This window comes from Sorangium sp. So ce887 (genome assembly GCF_051521455.1).
GTDB lineage: Bacteria > Myxococcota_A > Polyangia > Polyangiales > Polyangiaceae > Sorangium.
In genome coordinates this window covers 11,241,467-11,262,717 of record NZ_CP150354.1, presented here as the reverse complement: position 1 = coordinate 11,262,717, position 21,251 = coordinate 11,241,467, and the positions used below count along the sequence as shown (strand labels likewise).

Annotated in this window: 18 protein-coding genes; 10 read left to right on the top strand and 8 right to left on the bottom strand. The window is 74.0% G+C overall.

Annotation, left to right across the window (positions count from 1 at the left end):
• Positions 1-31 precede the first annotated feature (31 nt).
• The 6 genes from WMF36_RS42285 to WMF36_RS42260 form a co-directional block, all read right to left on the bottom strand.
• A complete protein-coding gene (locus tag WMF36_RS42285) occupies positions 32-1,489 on the bottom strand; it encodes a trypsin-like peptidase domain-containing protein (RefSeq protein WP_437576523.1) in 1,458 nt (485 codons plus the stop codon).
• A 128-nt stretch (positions 1,490-1,617) separates the two neighbouring features.
• Positions 1,618-2,607: a tRNA pseudouridine(38-40) synthase TruA gene (gene truA / locus WMF36_RS42280; protein ID WP_437576522.1), complete on the bottom strand. Its 990-nt coding sequence runs from the start codon at positions 2,605-2,607 to the stop codon at positions 1,618-1,620.
• A 20-nt stretch (positions 2,608-2,627) separates the two neighbouring features.
• On the bottom strand, positions 2,628-3,056 hold the full coding sequence (locus WMF36_RS42275) for a hypothetical protein (RefSeq protein ID WP_437576520.1): 429 nt from the start codon (positions 3,054-3,056) through the stop codon (positions 2,628-2,630).
• A 10-nt stretch (positions 3,057-3,066) separates the two neighbouring features.
• Positions 3,067-3,609 carry an AgmX/PglI C-terminal domain-containing protein gene (locus tag WMF36_RS42270; protein WP_437483401.1) on the bottom strand — a complete coding sequence of 181 codons (543 nt, stop codon included), beginning with the start codon at positions 3,607-3,609 and terminating at the stop codon, positions 3,067-3,069.
• A 336-nt stretch (positions 3,610-3,945) separates the two neighbouring features.
• Positions 3,946-4,491 (bottom strand): 16S rRNA (guanine(966)-N(2))-methyltransferase RsmD, encoded by a 546-nt coding sequence (gene rsmD / locus WMF36_RS42265; RefSeq protein WP_437576519.1) that lies wholly within the window; start codon positions 4,489-4,491, stop codon positions 3,946-3,948.
• 49 nt (positions 4,492-4,540) lie between these two features.
• Positions 4,541-5,656: a PEGA domain-containing protein gene (locus WMF36_RS42260; RefSeq protein WP_437576518.1), complete on the bottom strand. Its 1,116-nt coding sequence runs from the start codon at positions 5,654-5,656 to the stop codon at positions 4,541-4,543.
• A gap of 257 nt (positions 5,657-5,913) precedes the next feature.
• Between WMF36_RS42260 and WMF36_RS42255 the strand changes: the two genes are divergently transcribed.
• From WMF36_RS42255 to WMF36_RS42240, 4 genes are all read left to right on the top strand, one after another.
• Positions 5,914-7,341, top strand: a complete 1,428-nt coding sequence (locus WMF36_RS42255) for a phosphomannomutase/phosphoglucomutase (RefSeq protein ID WP_437576517.1) — start codon at positions 5,914-5,916, stop codon at positions 7,339-7,341.
• A complete protein-coding gene (prmC, locus tag WMF36_RS42250) occupies positions 7,338-8,222 on the top strand; it encodes a peptide chain release factor N(5)-glutamine methyltransferase (protein ID WP_437576516.1) in 885 nt (294 codons plus the stop codon). The genes WMF36_RS42255 and prmC overlap by 4 nt, the downstream gene beginning before the upstream one ends.
• Positions 8,223-8,407: 185 nt before the next feature.
• Positions 8,408-8,791, top strand: a complete 384-nt coding sequence (locus tag WMF36_RS42245) for a phage holin family protein (protein WP_437483416.1) — start codon at positions 8,408-8,410, stop codon at positions 8,789-8,791.
• Positions 8,788-9,243 carry a hypothetical protein gene (locus WMF36_RS42240; RefSeq protein WP_437576515.1) on the top strand — a complete coding sequence of 152 codons (456 nt, stop codon included), beginning with the start codon at positions 8,788-8,790 and terminating at the stop codon, positions 9,241-9,243. The genes WMF36_RS42245 and WMF36_RS42240 overlap by 4 nt, the downstream gene beginning before the upstream one ends.
• A gap of 71 nt (positions 9,244-9,314) precedes the next feature.
• On the opposite strand, the gene WMF36_RS42235 is transcribed toward WMF36_RS42240, so the two are convergent.
• The gene (locus WMF36_RS42235) at positions 9,315-9,995 is read right to left on the bottom strand and encodes a hypothetical protein (protein WP_437576514.1); all 681 of its coding nucleotides are present in this window, start codon (positions 9,993-9,995) and stop codon (positions 9,315-9,317) included.
• Between the two features lie 164 nt (positions 9,996-10,159).
• On the bottom strand, positions 10,160-11,887 hold the full coding sequence (locus WMF36_RS42230) for an alkaline phosphatase family protein (protein ID WP_437576513.1): 1,728 nt from the start codon (positions 11,885-11,887) through the stop codon (positions 10,160-10,162).
• A gap of 376 nt (positions 11,888-12,263) precedes the next feature.
• Between WMF36_RS42230 and WMF36_RS42225 the strand changes: the two genes are divergently transcribed.
• From WMF36_RS42225 to WMF36_RS42200, 6 genes are all read left to right on the top strand, one after another.
• Entirely contained in the window at positions 12,264-14,393 is a 2,130-nt protein-coding gene (locus WMF36_RS42225; protein WP_437576512.1) for a prolyl oligopeptidase family serine peptidase, read from the top strand.
• 154 nt (positions 14,394-14,547) lie between these two features.
• Positions 14,548-15,369 carry a hypothetical protein gene (locus WMF36_RS42220; protein WP_437576511.1) on the top strand — a complete coding sequence of 274 codons (822 nt, stop codon included), beginning with the start codon at positions 14,548-14,550 and terminating at the stop codon, positions 15,367-15,369.
• An 18-nt stretch (positions 15,370-15,387) separates the two neighbouring features.
• On the top strand, positions 15,388-18,744 hold the full coding sequence (locus WMF36_RS42215) for a hypothetical protein (RefSeq protein ID WP_437576510.1): 3,357 nt from the start codon (positions 15,388-15,390) through the stop codon (positions 18,742-18,744).
• Positions 18,745-18,862: 118 nt separating this feature from the next.
• On the top strand, positions 18,863-19,495 hold the full coding sequence (locus WMF36_RS42210) for an OmpA family protein (protein ID WP_437483435.1): 633 nt from the start codon (positions 18,863-18,865) through the stop codon (positions 19,493-19,495).
• Positions 19,495-20,538: a DUF2894 domain-containing protein gene (locus WMF36_RS42205; protein ID WP_437576509.1), complete on the top strand. Its 1,044-nt coding sequence runs from the start codon at positions 19,495-19,497 to the stop codon at positions 20,536-20,538. The genes WMF36_RS42210 and WMF36_RS42205 overlap by 1 nt, the downstream gene beginning before the upstream one ends.
• Before the next feature lie 13 nt (positions 20,539-20,551).
• Positions 20,552-20,995, top strand: coding sequence for a hypothetical protein (locus tag WMF36_RS42200; RefSeq protein ID WP_437576508.1), 444 nt, complete (start codon positions 20,552-20,554; stop codon positions 20,993-20,995).
• Positions 20,996-21,251 lie beyond the last annotated feature (256 nt).

The following is a 21,251-nucleotide window of genomic DNA, read 5'->3' as shown; positions in this document are numbered from 1 at the left end:
GCGTCGGATTTTCCGGGGGCGCCGGCGCGGGTCAGCGCTTGAGGGCGGCGTAGAACGCGGCGCCCCGGCGCTGGACCCGGACGAGGAGCTCGCCGTCGCGCGCGGCCTCCTCGACCTCGGCGGCGGTCGGCGCGCGGCGGCTGTCGGCCTCCAGGATCACGTCGCCCGGACGGAGGCCGGCGCGCTCGGCGGGCGAGTCGTTCGCCACGATGGCCACGCGCGCGAGCGCCCGGCCCTCGCCGCGCTCGCCGCGCTCGCCGCGCGGGGCCGGTACGTCGTGCAGCGTGAGGCCGAGGTCCGGGTGCGGGGCGGGCGCGCGCTGCACCGGGAGCGCCGGCGGCGCCGGCTCGTCCCGCGGGGCGAGCGTCACCCGGGTCTGGTATTGCTGGCCGCCGCGCACGACCTCGACCGGCAGCGTCTCGCCGACGTTGTGGTTGAAGAGCTCGCGGATGACGTCCTGCGCGTCGCGCGTCGGCCTGGCCGCGACCGACGTGATCACGTCGCCCGGCTGGAGGTTCGACCTGGCGGCTGGGCCGCTCGGGTTGACGGCGTTGACGAGCGCGCCGGCCCGAGGCGGGCTCGGCATCACCGCCGCGAGCTGGGGCGTGAGGTCCTGCAGCCCGACGCCGATCCAGGCGCGCTCGACGCGGCCGTGCCGGAGCAGCTGCTCGGCCACGCGCCGGGCCATGCTCGCCGGCACCGCCAGCCCGATGCCCTGCCCCCGGCTCACCACCATCGTGTTGATGCCGAGCACGCGGCCGTCGAGGTCGACGAGCGGTCCGCCCGAGTTGCCGGGGTTGATGCTCGCGTCGGTCTGGAGGTAGTCCTCCACGTCGTTCACGCCGACGCCGCCCCGCCCCTTGGCGCTGAGCACGCCGGTGGTGACCGTGTGGCCGAGGCCGAAGGGGGAGCCGATCGCGACCACCCAGGCGCCGACGCGCGCGGCGTCGCTGTCGGCGAACGTCGCGGTGGGGAGGGCCTTCGCGTCGATGCGGAGCACGGCGAGATCGGTCGCGGGATCGCGGCCTGCCACGCGGCCGGCGAACATGCGGCCGTCGCGGAGCCGGACGGTGATCGCGCGGGCCCCGTCGATGACATGGTCGTTCGTGAGGATGCCGCCGTCCGGGGAGAAGAGGACGCCCGAGCCGAGCCCGCGGCGCTGGCCGCCGTCGCGGAACCAGCGCAGCGGCGAGGAGACGTCCTCGCCGACGGCGACCTCGATCTGGACGACCGCGGGACCGACCTTGTCGACGACATCGGCGAAGGTCTCGCCGAGGCGGCGCAGATCAGCAGCGCCGGCGGCCGCGGCGGCGCTGGAGGCGGCGGCGCGGGACGGCGGGGGCGAGGGCGCCGCCGTCGGCGGGGGCGAGGGCGCCCTGAGGGGGGGCGCCGCCGCCGGCGCTGCGGACGGCTGGGCGCCCGCGAGCGACGGGAGCCCAAGGGCAGGGATGAGCAGGGCGAGGGATGCAGTCAGCCGACGCGAGTTCATGCTTCCTCCAGCGCGTGGGAGAGGTCCTGTCCGCGGTCCGCGGAGCGGGGTGCCCGGCAGCGAGGCAAGAGAGGTAAGACGGGAAGCGCTCGCGAACGCAACCTCCTGGCGCGCGGAAAGCGCGCGAGTCACCGATCGGGCAGAAGGGGCGCTCCCGCCCCGGGCCGCACGCTCGCCTCGCCCCCGGCGTCCGTCTCGGGCCGCGCGCTCGCCTCGCCCCCGGCGTCCGTCTCGGCACCCGGCTCCGCGGGGGCGGCGTCGCCCGTCGATGGGGTGTCCTCCGGCGCGGTGTCGCCCTCCGAGGACCCGCCCGACGGGCCCGTCGGCCAGGGATCCTGGCCGTCGTCGCGCAGGTGGATGTGCTCCAGGTACAGCCCGTCCGGCGGCGCCGTGATCCCGGCGTCGCGCCGGTCGAGCGACGCGAGCGCGCGGGCGATCGCGCCGGGGGCGAGGTAGCCGCGCGCCACGTCCATCAAGGTGCCGACCAGGATGCGCACCATGTTGTGCAGAAACGCGTTCCCCTCGACGTCGATCCGGACGAGGCGCGGGTCCGCCGGGTCGAGCGACAGCTCGAGGCCGTACAGCGTGCGCACCGTGCTCGTCCGCTCGTCCGCGCTCGTCCGGAACGCCGCGAAGTCGTGGGTGCCCTTCACGGCGGGCGTCTCGGCGCGCGCCCGCTCGATCGCGTCGTCGGTGAGACCCTCGACCCGCCAGGCGCGGCGGATGAGGAACGGATCGCGGACCAGATCCCGGAGGACCAGGTAGCGGTAACGCTTGCGGAGGCTCTCGAAGCGGGGCGAGTACCCGACGCGCACGACGGCGGCGCGCCGGATCACGATCTCGTCCGGGAGGTGGCGCGCGGTCGCGAGGACCCAGCCGCGCGGCGGCAGCGGCGCCGCCGTGTCGAAGGCGACGCGCTGGTCGCGCGCGTGGACGCCCGCGTCGGTGCGGCTCGCGCCGCGGATCTCGCGGATGGCCGGGTCGATGGCGCGCAGCGCGCCGAGCAGCTCGCCCGAGACCGTGCGCTGGTCGCGCTGACGGGCGAAGCCCGCGAACGGGCGCCCGTCATAGGCGACCGAGAGCAGGATCCCCCGGCTGGAAGCGGCACTCCTCGCCACGGCGGATGGATGCGCGCGGCCTAGCCGCCGCTCCCCCCGCCGCCGTCCGAGCCGCCGGCGCCCGAGCCGCCGTCGCCCCCGGAGCCGCCGTTCCCCCCGGAGCCGCCGTTGCCCCCCGAGCCGCCGTCGCCCCCGGAGCCGCCGTTGCCCCCGGAGCTGCTCGCCGACGTCGTGCTGGCCGAGGAGGTCAGGGACGCATACCCCCTGGCGCACTCCGGGTTGACCATGCCCTCTGCGTTCTTGCAGCACTCCGCGGGGGCCGCCTGCGCGCCGTTCACCATGCAGTACGGGAGCCGATGGCACCCATCCGGGTCGTCCACGATTCCCTGCTCGTCGTTGAGGTTGTCGGTGCAGGTCGGGGTGGTGCCTTCCTCGACGCGGCACGCGGCGCTCGACAGCGCGAGCGCGAGGAGGAGCAAGCTGGCCATCCGGAGGGGGAGCATTCGCATCGGCGGCTTCCTATTGCTTGATGGTGAAGTTGATCGGAACGTTCACCACGACGCATCCGCTCTGCGGCGGAGGCAGTGATTTGCCGCGGAAACGTCCAAGGACGCAAGACGCAATCTCGCCCGAACCCACGGTATCGTTGAGAATCGAGGCGCTGCACACCGCGCCCGTCGAGGCGACCTGCACGCTCACCGTCAGCTTGCCGGAGACCTCCGAGGTGCGCAGTGCGCGGTTATAACAACCCTGCGCCGAGCGGGCGAGCCCGAGGACGGCGGAGTCGAGCGCGGGCGAGCTGGCGCCGTCGCCGCACTTGCCGGAGCAAGGCGACTTGCCGGTCGTGGCCGGGCCCTGCCCCGACGCGACCTTGCCAGCGTCCACGCCGGCATCCTCGACCTCGTCGACGGGCGGCGGCGGGGGGGGCGCGAAGAGCGGCGGCGGATCCGCGGACTTCGTCTCGGTGCGGGCAGCGGCGGTGGGCGCCGCGGGCGGCGCGTCCGGCTCCGGGCGCAGCTTCCAGTAGAGCAGGCCCGCCATGAGCGCGGCAAGGACGACCATTCCTGCGATGTAAGGCCCAGAGTTGCCGGATTTGCCCGGGATCTGCTGGGACGACGGGGGCATCGATGCGGACACGTTGAGAAGTCCTCCCGGAGAGGCGCGCGGGGGCCGGCCGCTTCGGCGGGGCCATCGTGCGTCGGAGCCGAGACGCGGGCGCGTCCGGCGGGGCGAGTCTACAAGGGCGGGCAGGGAAGCGCGCCAGGAAACTGGATGCGCCCCGGATGAACATGTTGGGTCCGCGCGGACGGCTGCTCGGCGCGCAGGCGGGGTATCCGGTGCGCGCAGCGGGCTGCCCGGCGCGCGCTGCTCGGCGCGTGTCGAGCGCGTGGAGGCTGCTCAGCGCGTGTAGAACGACACCGCGGTGTCACCGTAGGTGCGGGCCGCAGCGCAGGTGAGCCCGGCGATCTCCGGGGAAGGATCGCGGCGCGCGTGCTCGAGGACGAGGCGCCCGGTCGGGGCGAGCAAGCCGAGCGGGCCGGCGAGGCGCGCGGCCGCGGCGGCGGCCTGGGTCAGGGCGGCGTAGGGCGGATCGAGCAGCGCGAGATCGAAGGGGCCTTCGTCGCGGAGCAGATCGAGCGCGCGCTCGACCGGGAGCGGGACGACGCGCGCCGCCTCGGCGAGGCCGAGCGCGGCGAGGTTCTCGCGGAGCGTGGCGAGCGCGGGCCGGCCGCTCTCGACGAAGACCGCGCGCCGCGCGCCGCGCGAGAGCGCCTCGATGCCGAGCGCGCCGGTGCCGGCGTAGAGGTCGCAGACGAGCGCGCCGGTGACGTCGCCGAGCGAGGAGAAGAGCGCCTCGCGCACGCGATCCGCGGTCGGCCGCGTGCCCTCGCCGCGCGGCGCGGCGAGCCTCCGCCCCCCGAGCCGGCCGGCGATCACCCGCATGATCGTCGCCCCTGGCCGGGCTCCTGGCGAGCGGAACGAAGGGCGGGGCTCACCAGCGGTACGTCACGTCGAGGCCGCCCGCGCCGAGGCCGACGCTGGGCTGCACGGTCCAGCCGGTGCGCTCCCCGCTCCGGCTGTCGCTCGTCACGAGCAGGTAGGCGCCGAGGCCCGCGGAGACCACCGCCAGCGGGTAGAAGACGTACTGGAGCCCCATGAACGTGTCCGTCCTCTCGCAGAGCCGGATGCCCGCGTCGGCCGTCCTCGCGTCGGCGGTGATGTCGCCCCGGATGGCCTCGCGCTGCGCGGGCGCGCAGACGTCCTCGACCCCGGTGAGGAACAGCCCTCGGTAGGCCGTGTACCGGGGGTCGCTCTGGATGCTCGCGACCTGGACCGAGCTGATGACGGCGACGGTGCCGAACACCGCCCCCGCGCCGAGGCCGATGAACCCGCCCACCCGCTTCCAGTTGGACTGCGACGGCTCGGCGGGCATCTGGCTGAGCGCGACGTCCGTCGTGGCCACGGGCAGGACCACGACCGACGCCTCGGAGTCGAGGAAGCCGGACGACTTGACGCGCACCCTGTGCGGCCCGGCCGTGACCGTGAAGGTCGCCTCGCCGTTCTGCACGTTGCCGACCGGTTTCCCGTCGATGAGCACGCTCGCCTGCGCGGCGCCCGTCCTCACGCGGAGCGAGCCCTCCGGCGGCCCGCCGGTCAGCGCCGCGATCGCGTCCGCCGCGATCTTGCGGAGCGGCTCGTCGTTGGCCTCGGTGAGGTTCGCGCTGTGCTTCACCGGGACGCTCGTGGCCGGCTTCCCGCGGGTCCAGAGGTGCAGGGCGCCCTCCACGTTGGTGTCGCTCTTGCGGAGCACGCCCCAGAGATAGCGGTCGCTCTTGATCTGGTCGGCGATGCGCGTCTGGCAGCCCGCGTCGGGCACATCTTCGCACTGCAGCGAGAGCGTCAGGACCTCCAGCGAGAAATCCCCCTCGCCGACCGACCACCCCGGGGTCTCCTTGACGGCGGAGCGGAGCGCCTGGGTCAGCGCGCCTGCCTGGTCGTACGCGTCGTCGGTCCGGAGGGCGACGACGGTGATCGGCAGGGCGGCGGGCGACGGCTCCGCCGCCCGGGCGGCCTCGCTGCAGGCGAGGCACGCGGAGAGGGCCAGCATGGCAGCGAGGCCGGTTCTCTGTGCGCGCGTCATCATGCGGTCCTGGGCTCCACGGGGCCCAACTTACCCGGCCGGCGGCCAGGAACGCAATCCGACGAGCTGACCGACGAGCTGACCGACGAACTGACGAGCCGACGAGCCGACGAGCCGGCGCCGTGGCGAGCGTTTTTCGTTTCACCCACGATTGCGCTGTGTCAGAGCACCCTTGGCGCCGGCCCCGCGCTGCAGCGCGGCACGGGCGCTCCTCCGCGTGGTCCATGAAGGTCCCCCGAACCATCTTCCGCGAGTACGACATCCGCGGCGACGCCGAGCGCGACCTCAGCAGCGAGCTTGCCCGCGAGCTCGGCGCCGCGTTCGCCGGCCTCCTGCAGATCTCTCTCAACGCGCAGCGCGTCACCATGTCGGTCAACGGGCCCCGTCCTCGGGTCGCCGTTTGCCGCGACGGCCGCTTCTCGAGCGACAGGCTGTTCTCCGCGCTCACGGACGGCCTGCGCGCGGGCGGCGCCGACGTGATCTCGGCCGGCGTCGGGCCGACGCCGCTGCTCTACTTCGCGGCGCACCACCTGCACGCGGACGGCGCGATCATGATCACGGCGAGCCACAACCCGGCGCCGGACAACGGGTTCAAGCTCATGCGCGGCAAGGCATCGTTCTTCGGCCAGGAGATCCAGGAGCTCGCCGATGCCATCGAGGAGGGCCTCGGCGCCGCAGGTGCCGCGGGAGGCGGCGCGCTCACCGAGGTCGACCTCGCGGCCGACTACATCGAGGCGGTGCGCGCCGCGGCCCGCCTGTCCCGCACCGACGTCCGCTTCGTGGTCGACGCCGGCAACGGCGCGGCCGGCCCGCTCGGCGTCCGCACGCTCACGGCGCTCGGCTTCTCGCCGGACGCGCTCTTCTGCGACATCGACGGCCGGTTCCCGAACCACCACCCGGACCCGACGGTGCCCGAGAACCTCGAGGCGCTCCGCGCCCGCGTGCTCTCGACAGGCGCCGCGCTCGGCGTCGCGTGGGACGGCGACGGCGACCGGGTTGGCGTCGTCGACGAGCGCGGCGAGGTGATCTGGGGGGACAAGCTGCTGCTCCTGTTCGCGCGGTCGCTCCTCGCGGAGCGCCCCGGCTCGGCCGTGCTCGGCGAGGTGAAGTGCTCCGAGACGCTCTACGCGGACATTGCCGCGCGCGGAGGGCGCCCCATCCTCTGGAAGACGGGCCATTCGCTCATCAAGACCAAGATGAAAGAGGAGGGCGCCCTGCTCGCGGGCGAGATGAGCGGGCACATGTTCTTCGCCGACCGGTGGTTCGGGTTCGACGACGCGGTCTACGCGACGGTCCGCCTGCTCGAGATCGTGGCCCGGGAGCAGCGGCCGCTCGGCGAGCTGCTCGCGGACGTGCCGCTGACCTTCGCCACCCCCGAGATCCGGGTCGACTGCCCCGACGCCGTGAAGTTCGAGGTCGTGCGCCGCGTGACCGAGCACTTCCGCCGCGTCCGTCCGGTGGTGGACATCGACGGCGCGCGCATCGACTTCGGCGGCGGGGCCTGGGGCCTCTGCCGCGCTTCGAACACCGGTCCGATCCTGGTGCTGCGGTTCGAGGCCCGCTCGGTCGCGGATCGCGACGCGGTCCGCGCCGAGGTCGAGGCCGTCGTCTCCGCCGCTGTCCGCGACGCCGTCGCCGCCCCGCTCCCGTGACCAAGCCCGACATCGAGCCGCAGAACGAGCCCTGGACGATCCGCCGCGTGATCGCCTGGGCCTCGGGCGATCTGAGGAAGCGCGGCGCGTCCTCGGCGCGCCTCGACGCCGAGCTCCTGCTCGGCAAGGTGCTGGGCATCGATCGCGTCGGGCTGCTCATCGACGCCGATCGGCCGCTCACCAGGGACGAGCTCGCCGCCTACCGGGAGCTGCACCAGCGCCGCCGCGCCGGCGAGCCGGTCGCCTACCTGCTCGGTGTGCGGGAGTTCTACGGCCGCCCGTTCCGCGTCGATCCGCGCGTGCTCATCCCGCGCCCCGACACCGAGATCCTTGTCGAGGTCGGCCTCGCCCGGACGAGGCACCTCGCGCTCTCCGCGCGCGTGCTCGATCTGTGCACCGGGTCCGGCTGCGTCGCGGTGAGCCTCGCCTGCGAGCGGCCCACCAGCCGCGTCCTCGGGATCGACATCTCGGACGGGGCGCTCGCCGTCGCCCGCGAGAACGCGCTCCGCCTCGGCGCCGTCAACGCGGGGTTTCTGCGCTCGGATCTCTTCGCCGGCGTGCCGTCCGGCCTCCGCTTCGATTTGATCACCGCGAACCCGCCGTACATTCCGGACCAGGACGTGGCCGCGCTGCAGATCGACATCCGCGGCTACGAGCCGCACCTCGCGCTGGCGGGGGGACCGGACGGGCTCGCGTTCACGCGCCGCATCGTCGCGGGCGCGCCGGCGTTGCTCGCCGGCGGCGGCGTGCTGGCGGTGGAGGTCGAGGCCGGCAAGGCGGGCGAGGTCGCCGAGCTCTTCGCGGCGGCGGGGTTCGTCGACGTCACGAGGAGCCTCGACTACGGCGGGCACGAGCGCGTCGTCTCCGGCGCCCTGCCCTGATCGCCCGCCGCGCGGGGCGGGGCGGAGGCCGCGCAGCGCGCGCGCGCCTTCGCGAGGATGGGGCTGGCGTGCCGTATGCACCGCGTGGCGCGGGTCGGTGGCGGGGGCTCCGCGGCGTTCCGTGTGCTGGCGGCTGTCTGCTCCGCTCCCGAGCGCGTTCATCCTGTGAGGCGGAGAGGTGTCCCATGAGGCAGCTGGATCCCAGGCCCGAGAGCTCGACGGCCGATCTCGTGAAGGAGGCGATCGTCGAGGCGAGGGAGCTGATAGAGGTCGAGGTCGCGCTGGCGCGCGACGAGATCAACCAGGAGATCTCGCGGGCGAAGACGTCGGGCGTCGCGCTCGGCGTGGCGGCTGCCGCGGCGCTGCTCGGGGTGGCGCTGGTGCTCGTCGCGATCGCGCTGGCGATCTCGCCGGAGCCGCTCCCGGCGCTGCTGATGGGGCTCGCGCTGATCGCGCTGGCGATCGTGGTGGGCATCGTCGGCTACGAGCGTGCGCCGAGGAGGCCGCTCGAGCGGACGCGCGGCCGGCTCGGGTCGGACGTCCGGCTGGTCCGGGAGCGCGTCGTATGAAGGGGCTGAACGGCCAGCGGGAGGAGTTCGAGCGGAAGGCGGACGAGCTGCGCGACCGGCTGCTGCACACGATCGAGGTGATCGATCGGCGGCGCCACGCGCTCCTCGACGTGAAGACCCAGGTGCGCCGGCACGGCGCCGGGGTGGCCACCGGAGGGCTCCTGCTCGCGATCATGGGCGGCGCGGCGGTGATCGCGCTGGTCCGGGGGGCGCGGGCGCGCGACGAGCGGCTGCGGGGCGAGCGGGTCCGCGCGCTCGTCCGCTTCTGGCGGCACCCGGACTGGGTGGCGCCGCGCGGGAAGCCGAGCGTGCCGCGCGAGATCGGGCGGAAGATCCTGGTGGGCGCGGTGTCCTTCGCGGCGATGCAGCTCATCCGGCGCGGGATCCGGCTCACGCTGGCGCCGCCGCGGCGGGAGGTGCTCGTGCGGCGGCCGCCGGAGCTGCAGGCGTAGCGTGGTGCGGGAGAGCTCCGCGCTGCGATCGCGGTGCCAGGAGCGCTCGGCCTGCGGCAGCGGCGGTCGGCTCAAGGGCCGGTGTAGATGGCGGTGCGCCAGCCCAGGTAGAAGCCTGGCTGGCGTACCGACGTGCTCCAGGTGTAATCGGCGTAGAGCCACGGCCCCATCGACACCTTCCAGAGCCGGATCCCCTCGTAAAACACGCCGCCTCCGATGCGAGCCGGGAGAGCGCCGTCGATGACGTCGGTGTCGCTGTCGTCCGAGGTCGTGTAGGCCACGCCGGTGCCGGCGTCGAAGATGACGCCCACCTCTCTCCAGCGCTCCCCGAGCGAGAAGAGCGGGAATACCTCGGTGTGGAACATGAACCCGCCGGCCAGGGAACCATGGTCCGCGGCGCTCAGGGCGTGCCCGCCGAACGCCCCGCCGAACGTGAGCCAGTCCGCGAGCACGCCGCCGAGCCAGACGTAACCCCCGCCGCCGATCCCGACGCCTGTCTCGGTGTAGTGTCGCTGGAATCCTATCTTCTGAATATCATTCGGGAATCCGGCGGCGCTCCCGAGCGACAGGCCGCCGGCAATCCCTGCGGTGAACCCGGCGCGCCGCACCGCTGGCCTGGGGGCGAACAGCGGGTCGGCGGCGGGCGTCTCTCCGGACGGCGCCGGCTGCGCCGCGGCGGTGGCGTGGAGCAGGCTGAGGCCAAGGAGCGCCGGAAGCGCGGCCGCGCGCAGGAGGGGGAGAGGCGTCGCCATGAGCTCCCTTTCCTATACGATGACGGGGGCCCCGGCATCGCAATCTGGCGGTTCATCGCAGACGGGCGCGGCCGCGCGCGGTCGCGCCTTGCCTCCGCGTACCGGTCCGGCGCACCCACACGCCGGGTCGCCGGGCGCACCTACCGTCATGTCACGTGCGATCCTCAGCCGACCTCTTCACGGGCTTCGCTGGTACCTTGATCGCCATCTGCCTGGGCGACTCGGGTGCCGTCTTCGTGCCTGCCTTGCTCGCCCTCTCCCCGGAGCGCTTCTATCGCGCGGAGCTCCGCCTGGCTGATCCCGAGGCGCCACGCCTCTGCATGGCGTTCCTCGACCTCGTCGCGCGGCGTGAAGCCCTCGATCCGGGCCGCGAACATGCTCACGTCGCCCATGCCCCCGAAGTCAACGCCGCGGATCGGCGTCGCGCGAGGCGCCGTCGCTCCCACGGTGATCGACGCGTCGCTCCTCACTCGTGTGACGTAGTCGGCGACCTCGTCCTGGGATCGCCCATCGAGCGAGCGCACTTCGTCCTTGATCGAATCCCACGCGTCCGGACCCTTGAGCTCTGCGTTCACCGCCGCTGCTGCGAGCACGAACGGTCCGACGGGTGCTCCGAGGTGCCGGGCGCCGACGGCGATCTCGGGGACGGAGCGGCTCCGCGGACGAGGAGCCAGCGGATCCGGCAGCGTCTCCGGTGTGTCGCGTCGTGCGGAGCTCAAGGTGAAGAGGTGCTCCAGCGCATTGGCGCTCGCGTCCCGTTTCGTCAGGTGCGCCAGTCCGAAGCGCAGCGCGATGGTCTTCAGGATCGACGTGTGATCATAGACCGTGCTATCGACGCGATTCTTGGGGATGAGCGGAGAGATGATCACGGCCGGCACTCGCGGTCCCAGACGCTTGAAGTCGAACGCGCCGTTCGCGGAGCCATCCTCCGGCGCCGGCGCCGCGGGCGGCGGGACATGGTCGAAGAACCCGCCGTGCTCGTCGAAGACGACGATGAGCGCGCTGCGCTGCCATACGTGCGGCGACGCCCGGATCGCTTCATAGACGTTCTTCACGAGGGCCTCGGCGTTCATCATATCGCTGATGGGGTGCATCGAGTTCCCTCGGGAAAAGTCGCTCAAGATGGCGTCGTAGCGCGGCTCGATGAAGACATACCGCGGCAGGAACGGCCTCTTCTGCAGCTCCCACGCGAACTGCGAGAACTCCTTCATCTCGGCTCCGAACGCGGAGATGCCATCGAGGAGGACGCTCATGTTCTCGACGCGATCATGCACGAAGATGGCCCACGGGATGCGCTTCTGACGGAGCCGACCGAAAATGTGGCCGTTTCTGAAGTCGTAGCCGTCGATGGTGCGCAGCGCGATTTGCCCATGGCTCGGGCTGTCGGCGATTCCACCCGACGTGGCTGCATGGGCGAACATGCGGTTCGGAAACGTCGGCCCCGGCATGGAGCTGAACCAGCGGTCGCAGATGACGAACTCCTTGGCAAGCGAGGTCAGCACCCGGAGGTGACCTGGCCCGACGCAACGAACGGCATCCTCCATGGTCGGGTCTGTGCCGTCTCGGTCCGCGATGAAGCCGTCCATCGTGATGTTCCGATCGGAGTAGGGCCCATGATGGCTCGGCCCACAGAGCTGCCGCTTCACGTCCCCGAGCTCATGGGGGATATCGCGCGTCAGGCGGTTCAGGGCGCGGTTGATGTTCTTGTCGATCTGAACCAGCTCGCCCGACCTGTTCTTGACAAAGAACGTCTTGCCGATGAGCCCGTCGACGCCGACCCTCTGCCCGGTAGTCGCGCTGATGCCCGAGATGCCAGAGAGACCGAAGATGTGGTCGAACGATCGATTTTCGAGCATGAGCACGAAGAAGTGCTGCACGTCGTTTAGCGCCACTGGAATCCTCCTGGAGGGCGTCGAGATGTCCCATGAAGGCGGGAAGATGGGAAAATCATTGATGATTTTCTTCCCGCCTTCCCGCCTTCATGTTCAAATGACCCCACCACCCGATGATGGACGTCGACAAGGTTCGGAGATTCCGGGTGTGCCACATGACCTCCCGGCCCATGGCTGGCAGCATCCCACGGTTCATACCAGAGCCTCGTCGCGCATGAGAAGCGCGTTCGACCGAGCACGCCGCGAACTCGCCTGCCCCCTGTCGACCGGGGCACGGTATGCTTGTCGCACCATGAAGGCCTCCCCCTGCCTGCTCCTCACGGCGCTTCTCGCTGGCGCCTGCGGAGGCTCCGAGGCACACCGATCGGGTCCCACCATGACCGCAAGCTCCTCACTGCCTCCCGCTGCGGCCAGCGCCGCGCCGACGCCCGCCGCCCCTGGCCGCCCCGCGTACCCGCCCACCCGCGCCGTTCCGGTGAAGTACGCCGTCCATGGAGTCGAGATCACCGATCCGTACCGCTGGCTCGAGGACGGCGACGCGCCGGAGGTGAAGGAGTGGATGCAGGCTCAGGACGCGTTCACGCGCGCCGAGCTCGCGCGGCTCCCCGAGCGGGACGCGATCGCGTCAAGGCTCAAGCAGCTCTTCTACATCGACACGGTCTCCGCGCCGCGCCACCGCCGGGGCCGATACTTCCTGAGCCGGAGGCACGCGACGAAAGAGAAGTCGATTGTCTACTGGAAGGAAGGAAAGAGCGGCGAGGAGCGCCCGCTGCTCGACCCGAACAGCTGGTCTGACGACGGCAGCGTCTCGCTGGGCGGGTGGGAAGTCTCGTGGGATGGCAAGAACGTCGCCTACAAGATCCAGAAGAACAACTCGGATGAAGCGACCCTCCATGTGATGGATGTCGCGTCCGGCAAGCGCTCCGAGGTGGACGTCATCGAAGGGGGCAAGTACGCGTACGCGTCGTGGACGCCCTCCGGCGACGGCTTCTACTACGTCTGGCTCCCCACCGACCCGTCGATCCCGGTCGCCGATCGGCCCGGCTACGCCGAGGTGCGCTTCCACCGGCTCGGCCAGGATCCGAAGCAGGATCGCGTGGTGCGCGGCAGGACGGGCGATCCGAAGACCTTCCTCGGCGCGGCCCTGTCCAAGGATGGCCGCTTCCTCGTGCTCACCGTCGCCCACGGGTGGACCTCGACCGACGTCTACTTTCGCGATCTCCGCAGGCCGGGCGGGCAGGCCGTGGACAAGCCGCTCGCCGTCGGGCGCGACGCTCACTACAGCGTCGAGGTCTACAAGGACCGGTTCTACGTCCACACCGACGAGGGCGCGCCCCATTACCGCCTCTTCGAGGTCGACCCGGCCCGGCCGGAGCGCGCCGCGTGGAAGGAGATCGTCCCGGAGCGCCCTGACGCCATCCTGGACAGCTTCTCCATCCTGGGTGGGCACCTCGCGCTGGGCTACCTCAAGGACGCCTCCAGCCGGGTCGAGGTGCGCTCGCTCGACGGCAAGCGGGTCCGCGAGGTCCCGCTGCCCGGCATCGGCACCGTGGGCGGCCCGTCCGGGCTGCCCGACGAGGACGAGGCCTATTTCTCGTTCGAGTCCTTCACCTCGCCCCCGGAGATCCACGCGACCTCGATCAAGACGGGCCAGACCGCGCTCTACGCGCGCATCGAGGTGCCTGTCGACCCGTCGCCGTTCACCGTCGAGCAGACCTTCTTCCCGTCCAAGGACGGCACGAAGATCTCGATGTTCATCGTCCGTCGCAAGGACATGAAGAAGGACGGGAGCTCGCGCGCGCTGCTCTACGGCTACGGAGGGTTCCAGATGTCGCAGACCCCCTCGTTCACCGCCTCGATGTATCCGTGGCTCGAGCGGGGCGGCGTGTATGCGGTGGCGAACCTGCGCGGCGGCGGCGAGTACGGCGAGGCGTGGCACCGGGACGGGATGCTGCTGAAGAAGCAGAACGTCTTCGACGACTTCATCGCCGCCGCGGAGCACCTGGTCCGCGAGGGATATACGCAGCCGGCGCGGCTGGCCATCCAGGGCGGCTCGAACGGCGGCCTGCTCGTCGGCGCCGCGCTCACCCAGCGGCCAGATCTGTTCGGGGCCGTCCTCTGCGGCGTCCCCCTGCTCGACATGGTGCGATACCACCTGTTCGGGTCCGGCAAGACGTGGATCAGCGAGTATGGGTCCGCCGACGATCCGGAGCAGCTCAAGGCGCTCTACGCCTACTCGCCCTATCACCACATCAAGCCGGGAACGAGGTACCCGGAGGTCCTCCTGCTGTCGGCCGACAGCGACGATCGGGTCGATCCGATGCACGCGCGCAAGTTCGCCGCAACGCTCCAGGCGGCGAGCTCGGGCGGCCGGGTCCTGCTCCGCATCGAGCGGAACGCCGGGCACGGCGGCGCGGACCTCATCAAGGCGGCCGTCGCGAAGGGGGCCGACCAGCTCTCCTTCGCGCTGTGGGCCACGAACGCGCCGGCGCCGGCGAGCCGATGAGGCGCGACGGGCGCGAGGCGTGATGGGTGCAAGGCGCGAGGCGTGACGGGCGTGCGGCCCGACGGACAGGCTTGCGGCTCCGCGCCGCGACGGCTAACAACGCCCGGCCGTGCGAATGCTTCACCCCGGAGCCGGGTCCTCGCGGCCCGGGCCTTTGACCTCGCGCCCCCTCGCCGCCGCTGTCTCGGCGCTGGTGGAGGAGGGGACGCGCGCGCCGCTCGCGGAGCTCTCCGATCCTGCGGCGGTCCTCGCCGGGCTCATGGATCTGCACGGCAGCGTCTCGCTGGCGCGCGAGCTCTCGCTCCTCGACCGCCCCGCCGCGCCGCCCCCGCCGGCGGCCGAAGGCGCGCGCGCCGAGGTCCGGGCGCTCGCCGCGGATCGCCTCGGTGAGCTCGCGGCGGCGCTCGACCACGTGTTCGCCACGCCGTTCCACCGGCGGAACAAGCTGCCCGACGCGGCGGCGGTGCTCGCGACGCTGGAGCTGACCGGGGTGCTGTCCGCGCGCGCCGCGCACGAGCGGGCGGCGCGCGGCGGACGCCCGCTCGCGTCCGCGGTCGGCCAGCTCTGGGAGCCGTTCGGCGAGCTCACGGGCCGCGTCCTCGGCCGCATCCGGCTCGAGACGCGCACGCTGCGCGAGGAGCTCGCGCCGTCGCTGCGGGCGCTCGGCCCGGACGCAGCGCGGCTCGAGCGGTTCGACGCGGTGATCGCCGCCGCCACCCAGAAGCGGCGCGAGCGCGCCCTTGCCGAGCTCGTCCCCGGGCTCGCCCGCGCCTTCGCGCGGGGCTTCCGCGCGGCCGTGGGCGCGCTGCCGGAGGCGGTCGAGATCGAGCACGTGGCGGGCTGGTTCGCGCGGGAGCAGTGGCTCGGCCGGGAGCTCCAGCGCATGGAGCTCGTGGTCCAGGCGGTGCTCGCGCACGAGGCGGGCCGGCTGCTCGCGCTGGTCGACGGGGCAGCGGCGGCGGGCGCGCCCGCGTAGCCCGTGAGGGGCTTCACGATGCGGCTCGCGACGGCGCGGCAGTGGACGACGCGGCTCCTGGTGCTCCTCACCGGGGGGGTCGGTCTCGCCCTGGTGGGGCGGGCGGCGCTCGCCTACCGCGGGTCGGATCCGCTCGCGTACCGCCTGGTGCAGCTGATCGCGCTCGGGCTCGCGCTCGGCACCCTCGAGCTGTTCGTGCGCGCGGGTCGGGCCGCCCGGATCGAGCGCGAGCTCGCCGCGCTGCCGCGGCCGGCGACGCGGGCGGCGATCGAGCAGACCAGCGCGCCGCTCCGGTCGATGCTCGAGGCGCGGGTCGCCGGCGCGGCGCTGGCTCCGGCCGGCGCGACGTTCGCGTCGTACCTCGTCGGGCTGCTCGTGATGATCGGGCTGCTCGGCACGTTCCTGGGCCTGTTCGAGACGCTGCAAGGGGCGCGCGAGGCGTTGACCCTGAGCGCCGACGTCGACGCGCTGCGGGGGAGCCTGGCCGCGCCGCTGCAGGGCCTGTCGCGCGCGTTCGGCACCTCGGCGGCGGGCGTGTCGGCGTCGGGGGCGCTGGGGCTCGGCGTCGTGCTCGCGCGCCGCGCCGAGGCGGCGGCCGTGGCCGCGCTCCAGGCCTATGCGGCGGGCCCGCTCGCGGCGCTGACGGTCGCGGGGCGACAGCTCGCGGCGCTGGAAGCGCTCGCGCGGCAAGGCGAGGCGCTCCCCGCCGCGGCGGCGTCGCTGCGCGAGGCCACCTCCCGGCTCGAGCGCCTCGAGGAGCGGCTCGTGGCCGTCCAGGTCGAGGGGGCGCGCCAGGCCGCCGCCTCGTTCACGGCGGCCGCGGCCGAGATCCGCGGTGACATCGCGGCGGGCCTCCGGCAGACAGCCGACGTCGCGGCCGGCGTGGTGAGGCCAATCCTGGTCGAGGCGGTGGAGCGCGCCGGCGCGGTCGCGGGCGGCGCGTTGCAGGCGGTCGAGCGGCGCCTCGACGAGGAGTCGCGCGCGCGGCGGGAGGCGGACGCCGCGTCGGCGTCGCGTCTGGAGGGTCAGGCGGAGCGGTTGGCCGGGGTGGTGGGGGAGGCGATCGAGCGGCTGGAGCAGGCGCAGGCGACGCGCGGCGCCGAAGCGGCGTCGCGGCAGGCGGAGCAGGACGCGGCGCGCGCGGCGCACCTGAGGGCGCTGGGCGAGGCGCTGTCGGGGCCGCTGACGGAGGCGGCGCGCGCGGCGCAGGCGGCGCCGGAGGCGGCGGCGCGGCTGATCGAGGAGGCGTCGGAGCGGCTGTCGGCGCGGGCGGGGGCGGACGCCGAGCGGGACGCGCGGCTGGACGCGCTGCTGGAGAAGCTGTCGGAGGCGACGGCGGGGATGTCGGGCAGCGCGCGGGAGCAGGCCGAGCGGGTGGCGGCGCTGGCGGAGTCGGCGGAGCGGGGCGCGGCGGAGCGCGAGGAGCGGGCCGAGGCGCGGGCGGCGGCGCTGGGCGAGGCGGCGCGGGCGCTCCTGGCGGAGCAGGCGGCGCGGCTCCTGGCGTTCGAGGAGCGGCTCGACGGCGCGCGGCGGGAGGCGGCCGAGGGGCTGGCCGAGCGGCTCAGCGCCCACGCCGGCGGCCTGGGCGAGCGGCTGGAGCGGATGGAAGAGGGCGTCGTGTCGCGGCTGGAGCGGACGGAAGGGGGCGTCGCGTCGCGGCTGGAGCGGATGGAGGAGGGCGCGGCGAAGCGCTTCGAGCGGCTCGACCGGGAGGCGGCGGCGCGCCGGCGCGAGCTCGAGACCGAGTCGTCGTCGCGGCTGGAGGGCCAGGCGGAGCGGTTGGCCGGGGTGGTGGGGGAGGCGATCGAGCGGCTGGAGCAGGCGCAGGCGGCGCGCGGCGCGGAAGCGGCGTCGCGGCAGGCGGAGCAGGACGCGGCGCGCGCGGCGCACCTGAGGGCGCTGGGCGAGGCGCTGTCGGGGCCGCTGACGGAGGCGGCGCGCGCGGCGCAGGCGGCGCCGGAGGCGGCGGCGCGGCTGATCGGGGAGGCGTCGGAGCGGCTGTCGGCGCGGGCGGAGGCGGACGCCGAGCGGGACGCGCGGCTGGACGCGCTGCTGGAGAAGCTGTCGGAGGCGACGGCGGGGATGTCGGGCAGCGCGCGGGAGCAGGCCGAGCGGGTGGCGGCGCTGGCGGAGTCGGCGGAGCGGGTGGCGGCGGAGCGCGAGGAGCGGGCCGAGGCGCGTGTGGCGGCGCTGGGCGAGGCGGCGCGGGCGCTCCTGGCGGAGCAGGCGGCGCGGCTCCTGGCGTTCGAGGAGCGGCTCGACGGCGCGCGGCGGGAGGCGGCCGAGGGGCTGGCCGAGCGGCTCAGCGCCCACGCCGGCGGCCTGGGCGAGCGGCTGGAGCGGATGGAAGAGGGCGTCGTGTCGCGGCTGGAGCGGACGGAAGGGGGCGTCGCGTCGCGGCTGGAGCGGATGGAGGAGGGCGCGGCGAAGCGCTTCGAGCGGCTCGACCGGGAGGCTGCGGCGCGCCGGCGCGACCTCGAGACCGAGTCGTCGTCGCGGCTGGAGGGTCAGGCGGAGCGGTTGGCCGGGGTGGTGGGGGAGGCGATCGAGCGGCTGGAGCAGGCGCAGGCGGCGCGCGCGGCGGAAGCGGCGTCGCGGCAGGCGGAGCAGGACGCGGCGCGCGCGGCGCACCTGAGGGCGCTGGGCGAGGCGCTGTCGGGGCCGCTGACGGAGGCGGCGCGCGCGGCGCAGGCGGCGCCGGAGGCGGCGGCGCGGCTGATCGGGGAGGCATCGGAGCGGCTGTCGGCGCGGGCGGAGGCGGACGCCGAGCGGGACGCGCGGCTGGACGCGCTGCTGGAGAAGCTGTCGGAGGCGACGGCGGGGATGTCGGGCAGCGCGCGGGAGCAGGCCGAGCGGGTGGCGGCGCTGGCGGAGGCGGCGGAGCGGGGCGTGGCGGAGCGCGAGGAGCGGGCCGAGGCGCGCGTGGCGGCGCTGGGCGAGGCGGCGCGGGCGCATCTGGCGGAGCAGGCGGCGCGGCTCCTGGCGTTCGAGGAGCGGCTCGACGGCGCGCGGCGGGAGGCGGCCGACGGGCTGGCCGAGCGGCTCAGCGCTCACGCCCGCGGCCTCGGGGAGAGCCTCGAGGCGACCGCGGCGGTGGCGCGCGAGGCGTCGGAGCTCGTGCGCGCCGGCGGCGCCGAGATGACGGCCGTGGCCGAGATGTTCACCGTCGCGGTCGACCGTTACCGCGACGCCAGCGATCGCTGGCTGAACAGCCTCGGCGCGATCGAGGACGCGATCGAGCGACGTGAGCACGGCGAGGCGACGGACCTCCTCGGCGCCTACCTCGACCAGACCCGCGAGGTCTTCGACCACTCGCTGCAGTTCCAGCGCGAGCTCTTCTCGGAGCTGCGGGCGCTGAGGAGCAGGACGAGCTGATGCGCCGCTCCTCGCCTCCGTCTGCTCCTGGCGCCTCGCGCCCCGAGGTCGTCCGCTCCACGGATTGCCGTGAGAGCGCGCCGGTATCCGCCCTGGCGCCCGCCGCGAGAGCTGAGCGATGTCCCTGATGCCGGCCGAGGACGAGGCGCCCGAGCAGGCGGCGGTGTGGCCGGTCTTCGGCGACCTCATGGCCTGCCTCTTCGGCCTCTTCGTGCTCTTCTTCGTCTGGGCGATCTCGTTCCAGGTCGACCTGGCCCGCGATCTGGCCGCCGAGCGTGCCACCCGCGCAACGGAGCGGGCGCGCCTGGAGACGCTCGAGCGCGCCCTGGCCGGACCGCTGGCCGAGGGCAGGATCACGCTGACGGAGGGGCGCATCGGGATCCGCGGGAGCATCCTGTTCGAGCTCAACTCGGCCGAGCTTCAACCGGAGGGCATCGCGCTGCTCCGCGCCCTGGCTGATCCGCTCAAGGCGTACCTGGCCCACCATGACGAGCTCATCATGGTGAGCGGCTTCACGGACGACCGGCCCCTTACGAGCTCGTCCCGTGGCTATGCCGACAACTGGGAGCTCTCGGCGCAGCGCGCGCTCACGGTGACGCGCGCGCTCGCTGCGGGCGGCGTTCCCGACACGGCGCTGTTCGCGGCCGGTTTCGGTGAGCGGCACCCGGTGGCGCCCAACGACACAAGCGAGAACCGGGCGAAGAACCGTCGCGTGGAGATCTCGCCCATCCCGCGGCGTGGCGCGCCCTGATGGCGTCCACGTTGAATTTTTCTCCCACGGTGGATCCCGAGGAGCGTCAGCGGCGACTTCATCTTCAATCCCAACCCGGGTCGTCCGCCGCCGCGGCCCCTCAACCCGGGTCGCCCGCCGCGGCCCCTCAACCCGGGTCGCCCGCCGCGGCCCCTCAACCCGGGTCGCCCGCCGCCGCGGCCCCTCAACCCGGGTCGCCCGCCTCCGCCGCCGCCGCCGCCGCGCGCCTCGCGGCCCTCCGCGCCGCCGGCGCCCACCGCTTCGATCCGGCCAGCTACCGCTTCGTCGAGGCGCTCCTCGAGCGCGCCCGCGCCCTCGACGGCGGCGCCCGCGCGCGCCTCGACGCCCGCGCCTCTGCGCGGCTCACGGCGCTCGAGGCCGCCTTCCACCGCGCGCGCGCCGACGCCGAGGCCCAGCTCCGCGCCCTCGCCGACGCCGGCGTCCCCGACGGCGGGGAGCTCGCCGCGGCGCTCTCGCTCGGCGAGCTCCCCGCCGTCGTGAGGGCCGCGCGCCGCCGCCTGCGCGCGCTCGCCGCCGGGCGGCAGACGACCGCCGTGCCCTCGCTCGCGCGCCTCCGCGGCGAGGCCGCCGCGCGCGACATGCGCCTGCCCGAGCCGCTCGCGCGCGATCTCGCCGCGCTCCCGTGCGACGGCGACGTCGTCGAGCGCCGGGTGAAGCGGCAGGCCCAGGCGCTCAGCAACGCCCTGTCCACGGCGCTGTTCCACGAGTCGCTGGTGAGCGCCCGCGCGACGCTCGCCGTCGCCCGCGCGGCCGACAACGTGCCCGAGGACGCCGGCCCCTACAACGCCCAGGTCCTCGCCTCCCGGGCCCTCTGCGCCGCCGAGCGGCTCTCGGCGCACTACCTGCGCGCGCTCGTCGCCAGCCTCCAGGATCTCGGCGCTCTCTCCGCCGCGCTCGAGCCACCGCCCGAAAAGTCCACCCGGAAGAAGGCCGCCCCGCGAAATACCGGCGATACAGCCCCGCGCCGCCGGTTCGCCCCGTCCGTCCGAAAAAAAGAATCTCTTTTCCGTGGATCGCGTTAGGTAAGAAGTCGCCATGCCTCGCTCGCCAGGCCGATCGCTCGCTGCCCTCGCGCTGACCCTGCTCGCCGCCTCCTGCTCGTCCGCGCCCGAAAAGGTGCAGAGCGGGCCGTCGACGCCGCCGCTCAAGCAGTGCGGCACCGAGGTCGTCAAGCACGGTAACGGCTACAACGGCGCGGCGCGCGAGTGCATCTGGCAGGCGTACAGGAACCGCGAGCCGTCCGAGTTCACGACGACGCGGTACACCATCGAAGGCGATCCCGTCACCTACCGCCTCGAGGTCACCCTCACCGGCGTCGTCGTCGTCGTGGACAGCAAGGATCGCTACGCTCTCCAGGGCGTCTTCCGTCACGCCTGCCGCAACCTCGAGCGCATCATGCAGGAGGGCAGCGAGGACCGGTTCGGCTTCGCGCTCAGCGCGTGCTCCGGCGGCGGCGCGGATCGGTTCGCGGTCCCTTGATGCGCCCGCCGCGGCCTCGGGGCGGCGCGTGCCGGGTCGCCCCCGCAGGCCCCGCGCGGCTCCGCCCCGAGTCCGCCGCAGCGCGAGACGTTGGAAACGGAACGGCAACGCGCGCGCAGCGCACGGGACAGTCGAGCCCCGCGCGGACAGCCGCGGGCGGGCGCGGCCCGAGGCCTGATCTGGTGGACGCGACCGATCCTTGCCGCGTAGGCTTCATGAGAGCAGTTGAAGCGGGCAGCCAGATGAGCAGACGATG